Source organism: Hydrogenophaga sp. T66 (assembly GCF_057219855.1).
Map to the genome: position 1 here is coordinate 1,445,680 of NZ_JBXVVX010000001.1, position 18,231 is coordinate 1,463,910.

18 protein-coding genes are annotated in these 18,231 nt (G+C 67.0%); 8 read left to right on the forward strand and 10 right to left on the reverse strand.

Translation table 11 applies throughout. The features are described from left to right. Nucleotides 1-149 precede the first annotated feature (149 nt). The 5 genes from AC2D80_RS06700 to AC2D80_RS06720 form a co-directional block, all read right to left on the reverse strand. Nucleotides 150-1,691 (reverse strand): 2-isopropylmalate synthase, encoded by a 1,542-nt coding sequence (locus tag AC2D80_RS06700; protein WP_484632194.1) that lies wholly within the window; start codon nucleotides 1,689-1,691, stop codon nucleotides 150-152. A 238-nt stretch (nucleotides 1,692-1,929) separates the two neighbouring features. After that, nucleotides 1,930-2,736: a CDP-diacylglycerol--serine O-phosphatidyltransferase gene (gene pssA / locus AC2D80_RS06705; protein ID WP_484632195.1), complete on the reverse strand. Its 807-nt coding sequence runs from the start codon at nucleotides 2,734-2,736 to the stop codon at nucleotides 1,930-1,932. A gap of 84 nt (nucleotides 2,737-2,820) precedes the next feature. Then, on the reverse strand, nucleotides 2,821-3,837 hold the full coding sequence (gene ilvC / locus AC2D80_RS06710) for a ketol-acid reductoisomerase (RefSeq protein ID WP_484632196.1): 1,017 nt from the start codon (nucleotides 3,835-3,837) through the stop codon (nucleotides 2,821-2,823). A gap of 159 nt (nucleotides 3,838-3,996) precedes the next feature. Next, the gene (gene ilvN, locus AC2D80_RS06715) at nucleotides 3,997-4,488 is read right to left on the reverse strand and encodes an acetolactate synthase small subunit (RefSeq protein ID WP_484632197.1); all 492 of its coding nucleotides are present in this window, start codon (nucleotides 4,486-4,488) and stop codon (nucleotides 3,997-3,999) included. 110 nt (nucleotides 4,489-4,598) lie between these two features. Beyond that, the gene (locus tag AC2D80_RS06720; protein ID WP_484632198.1) at nucleotides 4,599-6,374 is read right to left on the reverse strand and encodes an acetolactate synthase 3 catalytic subunit; all 1,776 of its coding nucleotides are present in this window, start codon (nucleotides 6,372-6,374) and stop codon (nucleotides 4,599-4,601) included. A gap of 262 nt (nucleotides 6,375-6,636) precedes the next feature. On the opposite strand from AC2D80_RS06720, the gene AC2D80_RS06725 reads away from it, so the two are divergent. The 3 genes from AC2D80_RS06725 to AC2D80_RS06735 are packed head-to-tail and all read left to right on the forward strand — an operon-like array spanning nucleotide 6,637 to nucleotide 8,229. Continuing rightward, nucleotides 6,637-7,233 (forward strand): RDD family protein, encoded by a 597-nt coding sequence (locus AC2D80_RS06725; RefSeq protein ID WP_484632199.1) that lies wholly within the window; start codon nucleotides 6,637-6,639, stop codon nucleotides 7,231-7,233. Continuing rightward, complete coding sequence (locus AC2D80_RS06730) at nucleotides 7,230-7,637, forward strand: diacylglycerol kinase (RefSeq protein WP_484632200.1); 408 nt, start codon at nucleotides 7,230-7,232, stop codon at nucleotides 7,635-7,637. The genes AC2D80_RS06725 and AC2D80_RS06730 overlap by 4 nt, the downstream gene beginning before the upstream one ends. Nucleotides 7,638-7,641: 4 nt before the next feature. Next, a complete protein-coding gene (locus AC2D80_RS06735) occupies nucleotides 7,642-8,229 on the forward strand; it encodes an LOG family protein (RefSeq protein ID WP_484632201.1) in 588 nt (195 codons plus the stop codon). 22 nt (nucleotides 8,230-8,251) lie between these two features. Here the strand turns inward: AC2D80_RS06735 and AC2D80_RS06740 are convergent, their stop codons facing one another. The 3 genes from AC2D80_RS06740 to AC2D80_RS06750 all read right to left on the reverse strand — a co-directional run bounded on the left by AC2D80_RS06740 (nucleotide 8,252) and on the right by AC2D80_RS06750 (nucleotide 10,829). After that, nucleotides 8,252-8,590, reverse strand: coding sequence for a P-II family nitrogen regulator (locus tag AC2D80_RS06740; protein WP_484632202.1), 339 nt, complete (start codon nucleotides 8,588-8,590; stop codon nucleotides 8,252-8,254). Between the two features lie 61 nt (nucleotides 8,591-8,651). Beyond that, entirely contained in the window at nucleotides 8,652-9,008 is a 357-nt protein-coding gene (locus AC2D80_RS06745) for a phage tail protein (RefSeq protein WP_484632203.1), read from the reverse strand. A gap of 129 nt (nucleotides 9,009-9,137) precedes the next feature. After that, on the reverse strand, nucleotides 9,138-10,829 hold the full coding sequence (locus tag AC2D80_RS06750; protein ID WP_484632204.1) for an NAD+ synthase: 1,692 nt from the start codon (nucleotides 10,827-10,829) through the stop codon (nucleotides 9,138-9,140). A gap of 50 nt (nucleotides 10,830-10,879) precedes the next feature. On the opposite strand from AC2D80_RS06750, the gene AC2D80_RS06755 reads away from it, so the two are divergent. Next, on the forward strand, nucleotides 10,880-12,061 hold the full coding sequence (locus tag AC2D80_RS06755; RefSeq protein WP_484632205.1) for a GNAT family N-acetyltransferase: 1,182 nt from the start codon (nucleotides 10,880-10,882) through the stop codon (nucleotides 12,059-12,061). Between the two features lie 9 nt (nucleotides 12,062-12,070). Further along, nucleotides 12,071-12,505, forward strand: coding sequence for a bactofilin family protein (locus AC2D80_RS06760; RefSeq protein WP_484632206.1), 435 nt, complete (start codon nucleotides 12,071-12,073; stop codon nucleotides 12,503-12,505). Nucleotides 12,506-12,534: 29 nt separating this feature from the next. Here the strand turns inward: AC2D80_RS06760 and ppa are convergent, their stop codons facing one another. Beyond that, entirely contained in the window at nucleotides 12,535-13,077 is a 543-nt protein-coding gene (gene ppa, locus AC2D80_RS06765; protein WP_484632207.1) for an inorganic diphosphatase, read from the reverse strand. 271 nt (nucleotides 13,078-13,348) lie between these two features. Between ppa and AC2D80_RS06770 the strand changes: the two genes are divergently transcribed. After that, nucleotides 13,349-15,409: a sodium-translocating pyrophosphatase gene (locus AC2D80_RS06770; protein ID WP_484632208.1), complete on the forward strand. Its 2,061-nt coding sequence runs from the start codon at nucleotides 13,349-13,351 to the stop codon at nucleotides 15,407-15,409. 43 nt (nucleotides 15,410-15,452) lie between these two features. On the opposite strand, the gene AC2D80_RS06775 is transcribed toward AC2D80_RS06770, so the two are convergent. Continuing rightward, nucleotides 15,453-16,025 carry a TetR/AcrR family transcriptional regulator gene (locus tag AC2D80_RS06775; protein ID WP_484632209.1) on the reverse strand — a complete coding sequence of 191 codons (573 nt, stop codon included), beginning with the start codon at nucleotides 16,023-16,025 and terminating at the stop codon, nucleotides 15,453-15,455. 136 nt (nucleotides 16,026-16,161) lie between these two features. Between AC2D80_RS06775 and AC2D80_RS06780 the strand changes: the two genes are divergently transcribed. Together AC2D80_RS06780 and moaA are read left to right on the forward strand one after the other, a co-directional pair. Beyond that, entirely contained in the window at nucleotides 16,162-16,983 is an 822-nt protein-coding gene (locus AC2D80_RS06780; RefSeq protein ID WP_484632210.1) for a metal-dependent hydrolase, read from the forward strand. An 89-nt stretch (nucleotides 16,984-17,072) separates the two neighbouring features. Further along, nucleotides 17,073-18,188: a GTP 3',8-cyclase MoaA gene (gene moaA / locus AC2D80_RS06785; RefSeq protein ID WP_484632211.1), complete on the forward strand. Its 1,116-nt coding sequence runs from the start codon at nucleotides 17,073-17,075 to the stop codon at nucleotides 18,186-18,188. Nucleotides 18,189-18,231 lie beyond the last annotated feature (43 nt).

Here is an 18,231-nt window from a genome sequence, read left to right on the forward strand (position 1 = left end):
GGCGCGCAGTATAGGCACTCCGGAAAATCGCAGCAATATCAAAAACTTGCGTCGCAGTCTTAAGTGAACGGTGGAACAGACGTGAGATTTGGTGTCAATTCGTCGTTTCAGGTGACCAGCAGACGCAAGTACTTGATTTTATTGGTCATTTAACCCTGCGCGGCCACCCGGTCGGCCTTGCTGTGAAGCTTGTTCAGTGCGCTCAGGTAGGCTTTGGCGGACGCGACCACGATGTCCGGATCGGCACCCACCCCATTGACCACGCGGCCACCGTGCTGCAACCGCACCGTCACTTCGCCCTGGCTTTCGGTCGAGCCAGTGGTGATTGCGTTGACGGAGTACAGCAGCAACTCCGCGCCGCTCTTGACGTGCTGCTCAATCGCCTTGAGGGAGGCGTCCACCGGCCCATTGCCGTCGGCATCGCCGCGGAATTCTTTGCCATCGACCGTGAACACGACGCTGGCGTGTGGGCGCTCGCCGGTCTCGCTGCGCTGCGACAGCGACACGAGCCCGTACTGTTCTTTTTCGGTGGTCACGCTGTCGTCGCTCACCAGCGCGAGGATGTCCTCGTCAAAGATCTCCGCCTTGCGGTCGGCCAATTCCTTGAACTTGGCGAACGCGGCATTGATCTCGGTTTCGGAATCCAGGGCAATCCCCAGGTCTTGCAGGCGCTGTTTGAAGGCGTTGCGCCCCGACAGCTTGCCCAGCACGATCTTGTTCGCGCTCCAGCCCACATCCTCAGCGCGCATGATTTCGTAGGTGTCACGCGCCTTGAGCACGCCGTCCTGGTGAATGCCCGACGCGTGGGCAAACGCGTTGGCGCCGACGACGGCCTTGTTGGGCTGCACCACAAACCCGGTCGTCTGGCTGACCATGCGGCTGGCCGGCACGATCTGGCTCGTGTCGATGCCCACGTCCAGGCCAAAGTAGTCGCGGCGCGTCTTCACGGCCATGACGATTTCTTCCAGAGAGCAGTTGCCCGCCCGCTCGCCGAGGCCGTTGATGGTGCACTCCACCTGCCGTGCGCCGCCGATCTTCACGCCCGCCAGCGAGTTCGCCACGGCCATGCCGAGGTCGTTGTGGCAGTGCACGCTCCAGATGGCTTGGTCGGAGTTCGGGATCTTCTCGCGCAGGGTGCGGATGAACTCGCCGTAGAGCTCCGGCACGGCGTAACCCACCGTGTCCGGGATGTTCAGCGTGGTCGCACCTTCCTTGATCACCGCTTCCAGCACACGGCACAGGAAATCGATGTCGCTGCGGTAGCCGTCTTCCGGGCTGAACTCGATGTCGGCGACCAGGTTGCGCGCAAAGCGCACCGACTGTTTGGCCTGCTCCAAGACCTGCTCTGGCGTCATGCGCAGCTTCTTCTCCATGTGCAGCGCGCTGGTGGCGATGAACGTGTGGATCCGGGCCCGGTTGGCGCCTTTGAGCGCCTCGGCGGCGCGGGAAATGTCGCGGTCGTTGGCTCGTGCCAGCGAACACACCGTCGAATCCTTGATGACATCGGCAATCGCCTTGACCGATTCAAAGTCCCCGTTGGAGCTGGCGGCAAAACCGGCTTCGATCACGTCCACCTTCAGCCGCTCCAGCTGGCGGGCGATCCGCAGCTTTTCGTCGCGCGTCATGGAGGCGCCCGGCGACTGTTCGCCGTCGCGCAACGTGGTGTCAAAAATGATCAGTTTGTCGCTCATCTCTCGTGCTCCGGTGGGGGCGGCTGGCCGCCCGGCAAAAACCCACAGTTCCAAAACAAACGGCCCGCTGCGGGTGCATACGGGCCGTTGACGTCAAACGCTCGCGCGCTAGTGAAGCTGCCCGTGGAGGACGCTCAGTAGTAGCAGGGCGGTGGCGCGGAACATGCTGGGCAATGTATCACAACGACGCGGCGAGACCATTGGAAGAATCGATGGCGCCGATCGGTCCATCCCCCGCTCAGTCGTGCAGACCACGCTCGTCGGGTTCGTCGGTGGACGTGCTGATCACGCTGGTCTGGCGCCCCTTGGATTTCCGCCACAGGTACACACCGTAGCCCGACAGACCGTAGCCCACAAACAGCAGGAACAACACCGTGGGCGGGTGGATGTTGATCACGGCAATACCCAGTGCCACCAGCACCAGCGCCGCGAACGGCACGCTCTTCTTCAGGCTCAGGTCCTTGAAGCTGTAGAACGGCACGTTGGTCACCATGGTCAGCCCGGCGTAGAGGGTCAGCGCGAACATCACCCAGGTGACGTCCTGCGGCGGGACTTCGGTTTCCTGCATCAACCAGATGAACCCCGCCACCAGCGCGGCCGCCGCGGGCGACGGCAGGCCCTGGAAGTAGCGCTTGTCCACGACCCCCGTGTTCACGTTGAAGCGCGCCAGGCGCAGCGCGGCGCACGCGCAATAGACGAAAGCCGCGATCCATCCCCACCGCCCCAGGTCGCGCAGCGTCCATTCGTAGGCAATCAGCGCGGGCGCTGCCCCGAACGACACCATGTCCGAAAGCGAATCCATTTGCTCGCCGAACGCGCTCTGGGTGTTGGTCAGCCGGGCGACGCGGCCATCGAGGCTGTCGAGCACCATCGCGGCAAAGATGCCCACCGTGGCGAGGTCGTAACGCCCGTTCATGGCCATCACGATGGCGTAGAAGCCGCCAAACAAGGCGGCCAGCGTGATCATGTTGGGCAGAAAGTAGATGCCCTTGGGGCGGCGCGGGGCCTCCGGCGGGGAAATCTGGGTGTCGGTTCCGTCGTGCATGCGGGCAGTGTACGGCAGGCCCATGCCGGGCCTGGCAAAAAGAAAGGCCACCGAGGTGGCCTTCCGCGCGATCGGTGGCGTCGATCAGTTGCGGGTCTGGTCGACCAGCTTGTTCTTGGCGATCCAGGGCATCATGGCGCGCAGCTGAGCGCCCACCACCTCGATCTGGTGATCAGCGGTGTTGCGACGGCGAGCCGTCATGCTCGGGTAGTTCAGGCGGCCTTCCTGAATGAACATCTTGGCGTAGTCGCCGTTCTGGATGCGCTTGAGGGCGTTGCGCATGGCGGCGCGCGACTGCTCGTTGATCACCTCAGGGCCGGTCACATACTCGCCGAACTCCGCGTTGTTGGAGATCGAGTAGTTCATGTTGGCGATGCCGCCTTCGTAGATCAGGTCCACGATGAGTTTGAGTTCGTGCAGGCACTCGAAGTACGCCATCTCGGGCGCGTAGCCGGCTTCCACCAGCGTCTCGTAGCCCATCTTGATCAGCTCGACAGCGCCACCGCACAGCACGGCCTGTTCGCCGAACAGGTCGGTCTCGGTCTCTTCCTTGAAGCTGGTCTCGATGATGCCGGCCTTGCCACCGCCGTTGGCCATCGCGTAGCTCAGGGCCAGATCGCGGGCCTTGCCCGAACGGTCCTGGTGCACGGCGACGAGGTGGGGCACACCGCCACCCTGGGTGTAGGTGTTGCGCACGGTATGGCCAGGCGCCTTGGGGGCGACCATCCACACATCGAGATCGGCGCGCGGCACGACCTGGTTGTAGTGCACGTTGAAGCCATGGGCGAACGCCAGCGAAGCGCCCTGCTTGATGTGGGGTTCCACGTTGTGGCGATACACGTCGCCGATCTGTTCGTCCGGCAGCAGGATCATCACCACGTCGGCGGCCTTGACCGCGTCGTTGACTTCCATGACCGTGAGGCCGGCCTTGCCCACCTTGTCCCACGAGGCGCCGCCCTTGCGCAGGCCCACCACCACCTTCACGCCGCTGTCGTTGAGGTTCTGGGCGTGGGCGTGGCCCTGGCTGCCGTAACCGATGATGGCCACCGTCTTGCCCTTGATCAGGCTCAGATCGCAGTCTTTGTCGTAATAAACCTTCATGAGTCTCTCCAGAAAAAAACAAAAATCAAACCACGGGTGAATTCGCCTGCGACGCCGGACAACCCACCTCCGAGTCGCGGGCCACCGCGGCACCGGTGTGACCGGGCCGCCGGTGGCGCCCCCAGACGGGGGAGGCGCCGCAAGCGCTTCGGGGGTGGCTCACACTCGCAGGATGCGTTCGCCGCGGCCGATGCCGCTGGCGCCGGTGCGCACGGTTTCCAAGATCGCGCTGCGGTCGATCGCCTCCAGGAAGGCGTCGTTCTTGCCCTGATCCCCGGTCAGCTCGATGGTGTAGCTCTTCTCAGTCACGTCGATGATGCGGCCACGGAAAATGTCGGCCATGCGCTTCATCTCTTCGCGCTCCTTGCCCACCGCGCGCACCTTCACCATCATGAGCTCGCGCTCGGTGTAGGCACCCTCGGTGAGGTCCACCACCTTCACCACCTCAATGAGACGGTTCAGGTGCTTGGTGATCTGCTCGATGACGTCGTCCGACCCGGTGGTCTGGATCGTCATGCGCGACAGCGAAGAATCTTCGGTCGGCGCGACCGTCAGGGATTCGATGTTGTAACCGCGGGCGGAGAACAGACCCACGACCCGGGAGAGTGCGCCGGGCTCGTTCTCGAGCAGCACGGCAATGATGTGCTTCATGTGCAGTTTCCTCTTTTCGCCGCCCTCCCCCGACACCGGTAAGTGTCAGGCTCGGCGGACAATAGATTCGACCAAGGGTGAGGAGCGACCCGTGGGCCGCTCCGGACGATTTACAGGTCTTCGGAGCCCAACAGCATCTCGGTGATGCCCTTGCCGGCCTGAACCATCGGGAAGACGTTCTCGGTCGGGTCGGTGCGGAAGTCCATGAACACGGTGCGGTCCTTGAGCTTGCGGGCCTCGCGCAGCGCAGGTTCCACATCCTGGGGTCGCTCAATGAGCATGCCGACGTGCCCATAGGCTTCGGCCAGCTTCACGAAGTTGGGCAGCGCGTCCATGTAGCTGTGGCTGTAGCGGCCGGAGTATTCGATCTCCTGCCACTGCCGCACCATGCCGAGGTAGCGGTTGTTGAGCGAGATGACCTTGATCGGCGTGTTGTACTGCAGGCAGGTGGAGAGTTCCTGGATGCACATCTGCACCGAGCCCTCGCCGGTGATGCAATACACCTCGCTGTCCGGCTTGGCCAGCTTGATGCCCATGGCGTAGGGGATGCCCACGCCCATGGTGCCCAGGCCACCGGAATTGATCCAGCGGCGCGGCTCGTCGAACTTGTAGAACTGGGCGGCCCACATCTGGTGCTGGCCGACGTCGGACGTGATGTAGGCCTCCACGTCCTTGGTCATGTTCCACAGGGTTTCGACCACCATCTGCGGCTTGATCACGTCCTTGTTGCCGCGGTCGTACTTGAGGCAATCCCGCGACCGCCAGCCTTCGATGGTCTTCCACCAGTCGGCCATGGCTTTTTCGTCGGCGCGCGTGCTGGTCTCGCGGATCATGTGGATCAGCTCGGTCAGCACATCCTTGACATCGCCGACGATCGGCACATCCACCTTGACCCGCTTGGAGATGCTCGACGGGTCGATGTCGATGTGGATGATCTTGCGTTCGTTCTGGGCGAAGTGCTTCGGATTGCCGATCACGCGGTCATCAAAACGCGCCCCCACGGCCAGCAGCACGTCGCAGTTCTGCATGGCGTTGTTGGCCTCGATCGTGCCGTGCATGCCCAGCATGCCCAGAAAGCGGCGGTCGGTGGCGGGGAATGCGCCCAGACCCATCAGCGTGTTGGTGACCGGGTAGTTGAGCAGATCCACCAGCGCGCGGAGCTCGGCCGTGGCGTTGCCCAGCAGCACGCCGCCGCCGGTGTAGATGTAGGGACGCTTGGCGTTGAGCAGCAGCTGCAGCGCCTTGCGGATCTGGCCGCCGTGGCCCTTGCGCACCGGGTTGTAGGAACGCATCTCCACGCTGTCCGGGTAGCCGGTCCACGCGGTCTTGTTGAAGGACACGTCCTTGGGCACGTCCACCACGACCGGGCCGGGGCGACCGCTGCGCGCGATGTGGAAGGCTTTCTTCATCACCGTGGCCATCTCGCGCACGTCCTTCACCAGGAAGTTGTGCTTGACGATGGGGCGGGTGATGCCGACGGTGTCGCACTCCTGGAAGGCATCCAGGCCGATCGCCGCCGTGGGCACCTGCCCGGTGATGATCACCATCGGGATGCTGTCCATGTAGGCCGTGGCGATGCCGGTGATCGCGTTGGTCACGCCGGGACCCGACGTGACCAGGGCCACGCCCACATCGCCCGTGGCCCGGGCGTAGCCGTCGGCGGCGTGCACCGCCGCCTGCTCGTGGCGCACCAGCACGTGCTGGATGGTGTCCTGTTTGTAGAACGCGTCGTAGATGTGCAGCACCGCGCCGCCCGGGTAGCCCCAGACGTACTTCACGCCTTCGGCCTGGAGGGCCTTGACGAGGATTTCGGCACCGCGGAGTTCTTGGGGGACGGCTACGTTGGCGGCAGCGGCCGAGGCCAGTTCGGCCTTGCTGATTTCCATGATCAACCTTTCGAGAATTTCTCTGACGAAAAACCTTGGGTGCCCCTGCGCCGACCCTTGTGAGGCGGAATCGGGACTTGAGACCAGTGGCCATGAGCAGGCACATACCCCGCCGGACCCTGATCCGTTTGCCTTGTGATGATTGCAGCCCAACATTATCGCACCGCAACACCCCGATTTCGCTCCGCGCAGGGCGAACCATCCCGAAAAAAGCGGGTCTGCGGGCGGGAATGCGACAATCCGCGCCGTTTCGCGCCCACCCATGACCGCTCCCCCATCCCCTTCCCCCGCCACGCCCGCCTCCGCCAATCCCGCGCTCTCGGCCCCGCCGGCCGGACCCGGCGATCCACTGCAGGCGCCTTCCCTGCGGCGTCGCATGGCCTGCTGGCTCTACGAAGGCATGCTGCTGTTCGGCGTGGTGTTCATCGCCGGCTATTTGTTCTCGGCGCTCACGCAGACGCGTCACGCGCTGGACAACCGCCACATGCAGCAGTTTTTCCTGTTTGTCGTGTTCGGCATCTACTTCACCTGGTTCTGGGCCAAGGGGCAAACCCTGGCCATGAAGACCTGGAACATCCGTGTGGTCGACGCGGCTGGCCGTCCGCTCAGTCAGGCGCGAGCGCTGTGGCGGTATGTGCTGAGCTGGCTGTGGCTGCTGCCACCGCTGGCGGTGTCGGGGTTGGGCAGCCTGTCCGGCGGCGAACTCACCGTGCTGCTGACCGGCTGGATTCTCATCTGGGCCCTCCTCTCCCGCTTCCACCGCCAGCGGCAGTTCTTGCACGATGCGCTGGCCGGCACCCGCCTGGTCCACCACGAACACCCCGAGGCGCCCCGGCGGCGCAAAGGCAAGCCCGCGTGAGCGACGCCGGCGCCCCGCACGAAGCCACCGACGCGCAAAAGCGGCGCACCGGATTGAGTCGTCTGTGGCACGCGCTCGGCTACTCGATCGCGGGCCTGCGCGCCGGTTGGCATGAGACGGCCTTCCGCCAGGAAGCCGTGGCGTCGGTCGTGCTGGTTCCGCTGGCGTTCTGGATCGGCCGCAGCTGGGTGGAGGTGGCGCTGCTGGTGGGCACGGTGGTGCTGGTGATGGTGGTTGAACTGCTCAACACCGGCATCGAAACCGCCATTGACCGCATCGGGCCGGAATGGCACGCCCTGTCGAAACGGGCGAAGGACATGGGCAGCGCCGCGGTGCTGCTCAGCCTGGTGCTGTGCGCGGGTACCTGGATCGGTGCCATCGTGGCCCACGCGCGCGCAGGCTGATCCGATGACCACACCCGCTTTTTCCCTCTGCGTGTATTGCGGCTCGCGCGACGGCGACGACCCGCGATTCGCGGCGGTCGCCCAGACCGTGGGCGCGTGGATCGGCGACCGGGGCGGTCGGCTGATTTATGGCGGCGGCCGCAACGGCCTCATGGGTCGCCTCGCCGACGCGACGCTGGCCGCCGGTGGCAGCGTGCTGGGCATCATCCCCCACGCGCTGGTCGAACGCGAATGGGCGCACACCGGCTGCAGCGAGCTGCGGGTGGTGGACACCATGCACGAGCGCAAACGCCTGATGGCCGAGTCCGCCGACGCCTTTCTCGCCCTGCCGGGCGGCATCGGCACGTACGAGGAGTTGTTTGAGGCCTGGACGTGGCGCCAATTGGGCTACCACGACAAACCGGTCGGGTTGCTGAACACCGCCGGGTTTTATGACGGGCTGCTGGACTTCCTGGCCGGCAGCGTGAACCAAGGCTTCATGGGTTCGGGCCAGATGGCGCTGCTGCAGGTGGATGACGACCCGCATCGCCTCTTGCCGGCCTTGGTGCAGGCGGCGGGTCTGCCGGCAGTGAACCGCCTCGGCGAAACCTGAGCGCCCGACCGGGCGGGCGGCTTCAGACGGCCGCCTCGTCCTGCTCCCCCGTGCGGATGCGCACCACGCGCTCGACGGCAGTCACGAAGATCTTGCCGTCGCCGATCTTGCCGGTGCGCGCCGCGCGGATGATGGCGTCCACACAGCGGTCCACGTCGGCGTCGTTGACCACGACCTCGACCTTCACCTTGGGCAGAAAGTCCACCACGTATTCGGCGCCGCGGTAGAGCTCCGTGTGGCCCTTCTGACGCCCGAAGCCCTTGACTTCGGTCACCGTCAGGCCCGTCACCCCCTGCTCGGCCAGGGCTTCGCGCACCTCCTCGAGCTTGAACGGTTTGATGACGGCGGTGATCTGCTTCATGCGCGGCTCCGGTGGGGGTATCGACGCCGAAAAATGTACCACGCGGCGGCGGCTGGACCGGTCACGGCGTCGCAGGCACCACGCCTTCGACCGCGATGATGAACTGGATGCCCAGATGGGGCAGCATCCCTCGGCCCTCGCCGCCAGGATCGCCGGCACCCGCCGGCCCCTCTCCCGCCTGTCCCAGCTCCACCGGCGACAGCCCGAGGCCCAGCCCGCAACCCAGTATCGTCCGACCCCGGAGGTCTGGCAACGCGAAGGTGGTTCGGCCATCGCCCCCGAAGGCGGCGCCGATCAGGCCGAAGAGCGCCGGGTGGTGCGCGATGGCCAGCAGCTGCCCCTCGCAGGTGGCCCAGCCTGGCGGTGCGTAACCGAAAGCCACGGCGCGAATCTCGCCAAGGAAGGGGTCGTGGGACATGCGCAGGCTCCGGACGGCCCCGCAGGCGATGGTGCCCGGGGTGCCGGCATGCTAGTGAGCGCCCCGGCGACGCCCATACCGCATTCGCAGCAGAGGGCGTGACCGAACCCTGCACCGGTCTGCCGGACCTCAGGCCCGGTAGCGGCTCGTGATGGGGTAACGCCAGTCTTTGCCGAAGCTGCGGTGCGTCACGCGGATCCCCAGCGGCGCCTGCCGGCGCTTGTATTCATTGATGCGGATGAGGCGCACCACCTGATCGACCGCGGCGACATCGAAGCCCGCGGCCACCAGCGTCGCCGGGCTTTCGTCGTTCTCCATGTAGCGCTCGATGATGGCGTCGAGCACCTCATACGGGGGCAGGCTGTCCTGATCGGTCTGGTCGGGGCGCAGCTCGGCGCTCGGGGGGCGGGTGATGATGCGCTCGGGGATGGGGCTGGTGCCGGTGCCAAACGGGTCGTGCGCGTTGCGCCAGCGCGCGAGGTGGAACACCTGCGTCTTGACGACGTCCTTGATCACGGCGAAACCGCCCGCCATGTCGCCATAGAGCGTGCAGTAGCCGGTGGCCATTTCGCTCTTGTTGCCAGTCGTCAGCACGATGCTGCCGAACTTGTTCGACAACGCCATCAGCATCGTCCCGCGGATGCGCGCCTGCAGGTTCTCCTCGGTCGTGTCCTCGGCCCGGCCTTCAAACAGCGGTGACAGCGAGGCCTTGAAGGCTTCGAACTCCGGCGCGATCGCCACCTCGTCGTAGCGCACGCCCAGCCGCGCGGCCATGTCACGGGCATCGATCCACGACATGTCGGCCGTGTAGGGCGAGGGCATCATCACCGCACGAACGCGGTCGCGCCCCAGCGCGTCCACCGCGATGGCCAGCACGAGCGCGGAATCGATGCCCCCAGACAGACCGAGAACGGCGCCAGGGAACCCGTTTTTCCCCACGTAGTCGCGCACGCCCAGCACCAGCGCATGCCACAGGTCGGCCTCGGCGCTGTGCGGGCGGTCCATCGGGGCATCGATGCGCCACCCGCCGCCGCCGGCGCGATCGAAACGCGCATCGAACGCGGCTTCGGCGAAGCTCACGGCGCGACCCGCGAGGCTGCCGTCGGCGGCCGTGACGAAGCTGCGGCCTTCAAACACCAGTTCGTCCTGCCCGCCCACCAAGTGGGCGTAGATCAGCGGCAGGCCGGTGGCCCGGGCGCGGACGGCCATGCGGGCCTCGCGCTCGCCCCCTTTGCCCGCGTGAAACGGCGAGGCATTGATCACCGCCAGGACCTCGGCACCGGCCGCCCGGGCGCGCGCGGCGGGCTCCTCGAACCAGGCGTCTTCGCAGATCAGCAGACCCACGCGCACGGCTTGACCGTCGTCGCCCGGCACGTCAAACACCACCGGACCCGCCCCCGGACGGAAATACCGCCGCTCGTCGAACACCTGGTAGTTGGGCAGTTCCTGCTTGTCATAGCGCGCCAGGCGCTGGCCGTCGGCGATCACGCTGGCCGCGTTGAACAGGGCCGGGGCCGAGACGCTGCGCTCGCGGGCGACAACGGCGCCGGTGCGCGCCGGGTGTCCCACCACGATCCGCAGGCCTTTGAGGTGGGCGGTGCCCGCCGCCACCGCGTTCACGGCATCATCGCAGGCGTCCAGAAACGCGGGGCGCAGCAGCAGATCTTCGGCCGCATAGCCGCAGATGGCCAGTTCGGGCGTGAGCAACAGGCGCACGCCACGCGCGTGGGCCGCCACCGCGGCATCGATGATGCGGCGGGCGTTGCCGGCCGTGTCACCCACCACGAAATTGAGTTGGGCAACGGAAACGGAAAACGTCATGGAGGTCAGGATGGAAGGTGCACCGGCGGGGCCGCGCGCGGGGGCGGCGGGTGGCTGAAATTGATTATGTCACCCGGGTGGTGACCGACTTGGCTGAAGTGGTGCCCGCAGCCTGGGACGGTCTTGTGGCGCTGGACGCCGACCCCAGCCCCTTCGTCCGCCACGCCTGGCTGCACGCCCTGCAGTCCAGCGGCAGCGCGGTGGCCGACACCGGCTGGACCGCCGCCCACCTCACCCTGTGGGACGGCGACACCCTGTGCGCCGCCTGCCCGTTGTATGAGAAGGCCCATTCCTACGGCGAGTATGTGTTCGACTGGGCCTGGGCGAACGCCTACGCGCAGCACGGGCTGGACTACTACCCCAAGGGCCTGATTGCGGTGCCCTTCACGCCCGTGCCCGGCTCGCGGCTGCTGGCGCGCGATGCCGGCGCGCGGCGGGCGCTGGCCGCCCGGCTGCCCGGGTGGGCGCGGGCGCGGGGCCTGTCCTCGGTCCATGCCTTGTTTGCCCGCGACGACGACGCGGACGCGCTGGAAGCCGCGGGTTTCATGCGGCGCCACACCGTGCAGTTCCACTGGACGAACGCCAGCGCGCAGGGCACGCCCTGGCCAAGCTTCGACGCCTTCCTCACTGACCTGCAACAGGACAAGCGCAAGAAGATCCGCCAGGAACGGCGCAAGGTGGCCGAGGCCGGCGTGAGCTTCCGCTGGGTCCGTGGCGCGTCGATCACGCCGCAGGACCTGGCCTTCTTCTACCGCTGTTACGAACGCACCTACCTCGAACACGGCAACGCGCCCTACCTCACCCCGGCTTTTTTTGAGGCGGTGCACCGGCTTCAGCCCGAGAGCCTGTTGCTCTTCATCGCCGAACGCGATGGCCGGCCGGTGGCCAGCAGCCTGATCGGGCTCGACGCCGCGCGGGGCGTCGCCTACGGGCGCTATTGGGGTGCGCTGGAGCGCGTGGATTGCCTGCATTTCGAGGCCTGCTATTACCAGCCCCTGGCGTGGTGCATCGCCCACGGCTTTCGCCGTTTCGAGGGGGGCGCCCAGGGCGAACACAAGATGGCGCGCGCCCTGCTGCCGGTCAAGACGACGAGCCTGCATTGGCTGGCCCACCCTTCATTTGCCGATGCGGTGGATCGATTTCTGGCGAGGGAGGGCGCCGGGGTCGAGGCTTACCTCGAACACCTCGACCACCGCAACCCGCTGCGCCGCGAGGCAACGCCCAGCCGATAAACTGCCCCCATGGCCGCCCTGCCCCCCGCCCTCAACCTCGAAGCCATGCGGCTGAGCAACCGCGTGGCCGCCGGCACCGAGCTTCAGGGTGACCTGTTTTTCGAGGGGGGCCTGCTGGTGGAGGGTTCGCTGGCGGGCAAGCTGCAGGTCAACGGCCGCCTCGTGCTGGCCGAAGGCGGCCGGCTGCGCGGGCGCGTGCGGGTGACCGGCGACGCCTACCTGTACGGGGAAGTGGGCAGCGAAGAAGGTGGCCCGGTCGACACCCAGTTTGAAGCCCAGGGCACGGTGACCGTGGGTCCCGGTGGGATCACCTGGGGATCCCTGAAGGCCCGGCGCCTGCAGGTCATGCCCGGCGGGCAGACCTGCGGGCCGGTGCGCAGCACGGTCAACCTGGACCAGTTGCCGGTGCTGCGCGACGCGGTGCCGCCGGCGGGCGGCGCGTAGGGGGCGTAAGGGGCATCGGCCCCACACGATCAGCCCTGCTTCTGGGCTTTTTCGTAGTTGGCGATCCCGTCGAGGATCTCTTTGTGGGCGGCCGCCTTGTCGGCCCAGCCCAGCACCTTGACCCATTTGCCCGGCTCCAGGTCCTTGTAATGCTCGAAGAAGTGCTGGATGGTCTTCAGCCGCAGCGGGTTGAGGTCCTCCGGCTTTTGCCACTGGCTGTAGATCGACAGGATCTTGTCCACCGGCACGGCCAACAGCTTGGCGTCCTCGCCGGCTTCGTCTTCCATGCGCAGCATGCCCAGGGCGCGGCAGGTCACCACCACGCCCGGAATCAGCGGCACCGGCGTGATCACCAGCACATCCACCGGGTCGCCGTCGCCGGAGATCGTCTTGGGGATGTAGCCGTAGTTCGTGGGGTAGTGCATGGCCGTGCTCATGAAGCGGTCCACGAAGATGGCGCCCGTTTCCTTGTCGACCTCGTACTTGATGGGATCGGCGTTCATCGGGATTTCGATGATCACGTTGAACGCATCGGGAACCTTGGTGCCAGGGGTGACGTTGTCGAGGGACATGGGTCTCGTGAGAGGTTGGTTGGAAACGGGGGATGGCCGTCGCGCGGGCGACGCTAAGCCCGGCCGGGCGGTCGGGATTTACCCTGATTTTACTGATCGGAGCCTGACGCCCCGGTGGCAGCCGCGGGCAATCTCGCTACATTGACACCGTTGGCCAATCGCCCTGCCCGGTCCCGCTCTGCGGGCCGGCGACAGCGAGGAAGCAACGCAGCGGGGGCAGCCCCGGAGGCGTTGCCCCCTCCAAGTCTAGAACCCAGCAGGAGATGACTTCATGGTTGGACAAAGTGCGCTGATCTTTGCGCTCGTGTGCGGTCTGGTCGCCGTGGTCTACGGTTTCTGGTCCCGCAGTTGGATCCTCTCTCAACCCGCGGGCAACGCCCGCATGCAGGAAATCGCCGGGGCCATCCAGACCGGCGCGGCCGCCTACCTCGCCCGCCAGTACAAGACCATCGGTCTCGTGGGCGTGGTGCTGGCGGTGCTCATTGGGGTGTTCCTCGATGGCCCCACGGCCATCGGGTTCGTGCTGGGTGCGGTGCTCTCGGGAGCCTGCGGCTTCATCGGCATGAACATCTCGGTGCGGGCCAACGTGCGAACCGCGCAGGCCGCCACGCAGGGCATGGGCCCGGCGCTGGATGTGGCCTTCCGCGGCGGCGCCATCACCGGCATGCTGGTGGTCGGACTGGGTCTGCTGGGAGTGGCGGGCTTCTTCTGGTTTCTGGTGGGCAACGGCAACCTCAACCCGACCACCAGCCTGGCCAAACTGCTCAACCCGCTGATCGGCTTTGCGTTCGGCTCGTCGCTGATCTCGATCTTCGCGCGTCTGGGCGGCGGCATCTTCACCAAAGGCGCCGACGTGGGCGCCGATCTGGTGGGCAAGGTCGAGGCCGGCATTCCCGAGGACGACCCGCGCAACCCGGCGGTGATCGCCGACAACGTGGGCGACAACGTGGGCGACTGCGCCGGCATGGCCGCGGACCTGTTCGAGACCTACGCGGTCACCTTGATTGCCACCATGGTGCTGGGCGCGCTGATGGTGACCGCCGCGCCGATGCAGGCGGTGCTCTATCCGCTGGTGCTGGGTGGCGTGTCGATCCTGGCGTCGATCGTGGGCTGCTTCTTCGTCAAGGCCACACCGGGCATGAAGAACGTGATGCCGGCGCTGTACAAGGGCCTGGCGATTGCCGGCGTGCTGTCGCTGATCGCCTTCTGGTTCGTCACCGCGTGGATCATTCCGGACAACGCGCTAGGCGCCAGCGGCAGCCAGCTCAAGCTGTTTGGTGCCTGCGCCGTCGGCCTCGTGCTGACCGCGGTGCTGGTCTGGATCACCGAGTTCTACACCGGCACGCAATACAGCCCGGTCAAGCACATCGCCCAGGCCTCCACCACCGGCCACGGCACCAACATCATCGCGGGCCTGGGCGTGTCGATGCGTTCCACGGCCTGGCCGGTGCTGTTCGTGTGCGCGGCCATCATCGCCTCGTACGCGCTGGCCGGCCTGTACGGTATTGCGGTGGCAGCCACGGCCATGCTGAGCATGGCCGGCATCGTCGTGGCGCTGGACGCCTACGGTCCCATCACCGACAACGCTGGCGGCATCGCCGAGATGGCCGAGCTGCCCAGCAGCGTGCGGGACATCACCGACCCGCTGGACGCCGTGGGCAACACCACCAAGGCCGTGACCAAGGGCTATGCCATCGGCTCGGCCGGCCTGGCCTCCCTCGTGCTGTTCGCCGACTACACCCACAAGCTCGAAACCTACGGCGCCAAGGTCAGCTTCGACCTGAGTGACCCGATGGTGATCATCGGCCTGTTCATTGGCGGCATGATCCCCTACCTGTTCGGCGCGATGGCGATGGAGGCGGTGGGACGCGCGGCGGGCTCGGTGGTGGTGGAAGTGCGCCGCCAGTTCAAGGAAATCGCCGGCATCATGGAAGGCACGGCCAAGCCCGAATACGGCAAGGCGGTCGACATGCTGACCACCGCCGCCATCAAGGAAATGATCATCCCCAGCCTGCTGCCGGTGGTGGTGCCGATCGTGGTGGGTGTGTTCCTGGGACCGAAAGCGCTCGGCGGTCTGCTGATGGGCACCATCGTCACCGGCCTGTTCGTGGCGATCTCGATGTGCACGGGCGGTGGCGCCTGGGACAACGCCAAGAAGTACATCGAGGACGGCCATCACGGCGGCAAAGGCAGCGACGCCCACAAGGCGGCCGTGACCGGCGACACGGTGGGCGATCCGTACAAAGACACGGCCGGCCCGGCGGTGAACCCGCTGATCAAGATCATCAACATCGTGGCGCTGCTGATCGTGCCCTTGCTGCCCCTGGCCTGACCTCAGGCCGCATCACCGGAAGGCCCGCCTCGCGCGGGCCTTTTCACACCTGGGCCAGGCGGCGCACGATGGCGCTGGCCACGGGGACCAGGCCTACCAGGTCGGCCTGTTCGTTGCGCTCGATCGCCAGCAACACCAGCTCGGTGATCGCGCCCACAGCGGCCACGGCCACGGCCGGCTCCAGGGGCTGCGCGGCCGGCCGGCCGCGGTTGACGGTGTCGCGCATGAAGGTGGCCAAAGCGTCCATCACCCCGCGCCGGGCCCGCGCGCCGGGCTCACCCAGGTGATGGATGTCCACAAACAGCGCGCGCAGCAGCGCGGGCCCGGCGGCCAGGTGGGCGAAATACGCGCCCAAGGCGCGCTCAACCTGGTCCTGCCACGGCTGCGCCGGGTCCACCGCACGGCGCAGCGTCTGGAGTGCCGCGTCGCTGGCCAGCTGGTGCAGCGCGAGGAAACCGTCGTCGCGGTCGGTGAAATGCTCGTAGAAGGTTCGCTTGGATACGCCCGCCTGGCGCACCACCTCGGCCACGGTGGCCCCCGCCAGCCCCCGCTCGGCGACCACGCGGGCCAGGGCGGCCAGCAGGCGGTCGCGCGGGGTGTCTTCAGAAGCGGTCATGCCGCGGATCGTAGCGCCCGTGCACCCCGGGTCGCCCCGGCTTGACAGCGCGCTACCACCCCGGCACCATGCGCTGGTACGCGTTCGTACCACCATCGCGACGCTGCCCATTCCGCGCCACGCCCCCGGAGCCGCCATGACCGCCTTGACCGTCCGCCGCCTGCTGATCGACCTGGAGCGCCCCATCGACCGCCACTGGTGCGGCGGCGACGCCTTCCTCACCGCCTGGTTCAACGCGCTGTCGATGAGCTTTCCGGTGGGCGAGCAGTTCTTTCTGGACAGCGTGCGCGCGGGCCACAAGGCGCTGCCGGACGACCAGCAGCCGCGCTGGGACGCTGAGGTCAAGGGCTTCGTTGGACAGGAGGCCACGCACCGGCGCATCCACGCGCTGTTCAATGCGCAGATCGAGAAGCACGGGCTGGTGAACCACTGGGCGCCCCGCGCCGAGTCGCGCATGAAGCTGATGGGCGGCGCCGACCCGCGCCATGCGCTGGCCATCACCGCCGCCAACGAGCACTTCACCGCCCTGTTTGCCGAGTGGCTGCTGTCGCGCCCGGCCGTGCTCGACGGCGCCGAGCCGCGCCTGCGCGCCCTGTGGCTGTGGCACAGCGCCGAGGAAGCCGAACACAAGTGCACCGCCTTCGACCTGTACCAGGCGCTGGGCGGCAACCACGCGTGGCGGGTGACGTGGATGCGCCGCATCACCCTGATCTTCCTGACCGACGCGTTGCGCCAGACGGTCGACAACCTGCGCCGCGACGGTACGCTCTGGCGCTGGTCGACGTGGCGCAGCGCCGCCCGCCATTTGCTGGGCCGCGACGGCCTGCTGCGCGTCTGTCTGGCACCCTGGAAAGCCTATTTCCGACCCGACTTTCACCCCAACCAGCAACACAGCGAACTCTCCGAGCGCTGGCTGGCAGACAACGCCGACCTGTACACCCGCGTCGGCGCGGCCTGAACCCCGCCGACGACACCAGCCTGCGGCCGGGGCAAAACCGCACGGCCTGTGCGGCCAATGCCCGGGGGAGCATCTTCCATAATCGGGGTATGTCCGAACGCGTCATTCCCTTGATCGACCAACGGCTGCGCAACCGCGTGGTCAGCGTCCCTGCGCAAACGATCGCGGCCACCGGCCTGCTCGGTGACGCGCTCGGGCGGCCGCTGCGCGACCTGCGCATCAGCGTGACCGACCGCTGCAACTTCCGCTGCAGCTACTGCATGCCCAAGGAAATTTTCGACAAGGACTACCAGTACCTGCCGCACAGCGCGCTGCTGACGTTCGAGGAAATCACCCGCGTGGCGCGCCTGTTTGTGTCGCACGGTGTGCAAAAGCTGCGCCTGACCGGCGGGGAGCCGCTGCTGCGCAAAAACCTGGAGATCCTGATCGAGCAGTTGGCGGCGTTGCGCACGCCCGAAGGGCTGCCGCTGGACATCACGCTCACCACGAACGGCTCGCTGCTGCGCAAGAAAGCGGCGGCGCTCAAGGCGGCGGGCCTGCGGCGCGTGACCATCAGCCTCGACGGTCTCGACGACGCGGTGTTCCGCGCAATGAATGACGTGGATTTCCCGGTCGCCGACGTGCTCGACGGCATCGACGCCGCCCGCGAGGCGGGGCTCGGCCCGATCAAGGTCAATATGGTGGTCAAGCGCGGCACCAACGACGACCAGATCCTGCCGATGGCGCGCCATTTCAAGGGCAGTGGCATCGTGCTGCGCTTCATCGAGTACATGGACGTGGGCGCCACCAACGGCTGGCGCATGGACGAGGTGCTGCCCAGCGCCGAGGTCGTGCAGCGCATCCACCGCGAGCTTCCGCTCGTGCAGCTCGATCCGTCGGCCCCCGGCGAAACCGCGGAACGCTGGGGCTATGCCGACGGCAGCGGCGAGATCGGGGTGATCAGCAGCGTGACCCAGGCCTTCTGCCACGACTGCAACCGCGCGCGCCTGTCCACCGAAGGCCAGCTCTACCTGTGCCTGTTTGCCACGCACGGCCACGACCTGCGCCCGCTGATCCGCGGCGGGGCCAGCGACGACGAACTCGCCAGCGCCATCGCCTCCATCTGGCAGCGCCGCGACGACCGCTACTCCGAACTGCGCGCCAGCCTGCCGCCGGACCAGTCCACCGGCCAGCGCCGCGTCGAAATGTCCTACATCGGCGGCTGACCTTTTCCCCGGCGCCCCAGCGCCCAGCGCTCCCCCACTGACC

What these genes read in the sequence shown, in the direction of transcription:
- AC2D80_RS06735 (WP_484632201.1), top strand. Translation starts at nt 7,642, where the DNA reads ATGACCACACCCGCTTTTTCCCTCTGCGTGTATTGCGGCTCGCGCGAC.
- ilvC (WP_484632196.1), bottom strand. Translation starts at nt 3,837, where the DNA reads ATGAAGGTTTATTACGACAAAGACTGCGATCTGAGCCTGATCAAGGGC.
- AC2D80_RS06780 (WP_484632210.1), top strand. Translation starts at nt 16,162, where the DNA reads ATGACCGCCTTGACCGTCCGCCGCCTGCTGATCGACCTGGAGCGCCCC.
- moaA (WP_484632211.1), top strand. Translation starts at nt 17,073, where the DNA reads ATGTCCGAACGCGTCATTCCCTTGATCGACCAACGGCTGCGCAACCGC.
- AC2D80_RS06700 (WP_484632194.1), bottom strand. Translation starts at nt 1,691, where the DNA reads ATGAGCGACAAACTGATCATTTTTGACACCACGTTGCGCGACGGCGAA.
- ppa (WP_484632207.1), bottom strand. Translation starts at nt 13,077, where the DNA reads ATGTCCCTCGACAACGTCACCCCTGGCACCAAGGTTCCCGATGCGTTC.
- pssA (WP_484632195.1), bottom strand. Translation starts at nt 2,736, where the DNA reads ATGCACGACGGAACCGACACCCAGATTTCCCCGCCGGAGGCCCCGCGC.
- AC2D80_RS06740 (WP_484632202.1), bottom strand. Translation starts at nt 8,590, where the DNA reads ATGAAGCAGATCACCGCCGTCATCAAACCGTTCAAGCTCGAGGAGGTG.
- AC2D80_RS06750 (WP_484632204.1), bottom strand. Translation starts at nt 10,829, where the DNA reads ATGACGTTTTCCGTTTCCGTTGCCCAACTCAATTTCGTGGTGGGTGAC.
- AC2D80_RS06760 (WP_484632206.1), top strand. Translation starts at nt 12,071, where the DNA reads ATGGCCGCCCTGCCCCCCGCCCTCAACCTCGAAGCCATGCGGCTGAGC.
- AC2D80_RS06720 (WP_484632198.1), bottom strand. Translation starts at nt 6,374, where the DNA reads ATGGAAATCAGCAAGGCCGAACTGGCCTCGGCCGCTGCCGCCAACGTA.
- AC2D80_RS06725 (WP_484632199.1), top strand. Translation starts at nt 6,637, where the DNA reads ATGACCGCTCCCCCATCCCCTTCCCCCGCCACGCCCGCCTCCGCCAAT.
- AC2D80_RS06775 (WP_484632209.1), bottom strand. Translation starts at nt 16,025, where the DNA reads ATGACCGCTTCTGAAGACACCCCGCGCGACCGCCTGCTGGCCGCCCTG.
- ilvN (WP_484632197.1), bottom strand. Translation starts at nt 4,488, where the DNA reads ATGAAGCACATCATTGCCGTGCTGCTCGAGAACGAGCCCGGCGCACTC.
- AC2D80_RS06770 (WP_484632208.1), top strand. Translation starts at nt 13,349, where the DNA reads ATGGTTGGACAAAGTGCGCTGATCTTTGCGCTCGTGTGCGGTCTGGTC.
- AC2D80_RS06745 (WP_484632203.1), bottom strand. Translation starts at nt 9,008, where the DNA reads ATGTCCCACGACCCCTTCCTTGGCGAGATTCGCGCCGTGGCTTTCGGT.